1 pseudogene is annotated in these 302 nt (G+C 68.5%); it reads right to left on the bottom strand.

From position 1 onward, the window contains the following. A pseudogene (locus tag F0L46_RS25725) lies at positions 1–289 on the bottom strand (glutamine--fructose-6-phosphate transaminase (isomerizing)); the annotation flags it as partial. Between the last annotated feature and the right edge of the window lie 13 nt (positions 290–302).

Below are 302 nucleotides of genomic sequence, written 5' to 3'. Positions count from 1 at the left end.
GCTCGGCGCGCAACTCGGCGAAGTTCTCAACGATGCCGTTGTGCACCAGCGCCACCCGCCCGTTGTCAGAGACGTGGGGGTGGGCATTCACGTCGGTGGGGCCACCGTGGGTCGCCCACCGGGTGTGCCCGATGCCCTGGTGTGCCTCCGGAATGGGGTGCTCGGCCAACTCAGCGGTCAGGTTGGCCAGCTTGCCCGCCTTCTTGCGGGCGGCCAGCCCGTCCGGGCCCGGAACGGCGATTCCGGCGGAGTCGTAACCCCGGTACTCGAGTCGCTTCAAACCGCCAATGACAACGTCCTGC

The sequence above is a fragment of the Salinarimonas soli genome, from assembly GCF_008386575.1.
In the GTDB taxonomy this organism is placed as follows: Bacteria; Pseudomonadota; Alphaproteobacteria; order Rhizobiales; family Beijerinckiaceae; genus Salinarimonas_A; species Salinarimonas_A soli.
This window is presented reverse-complemented; position numbering and strand designations above follow the sequence as displayed.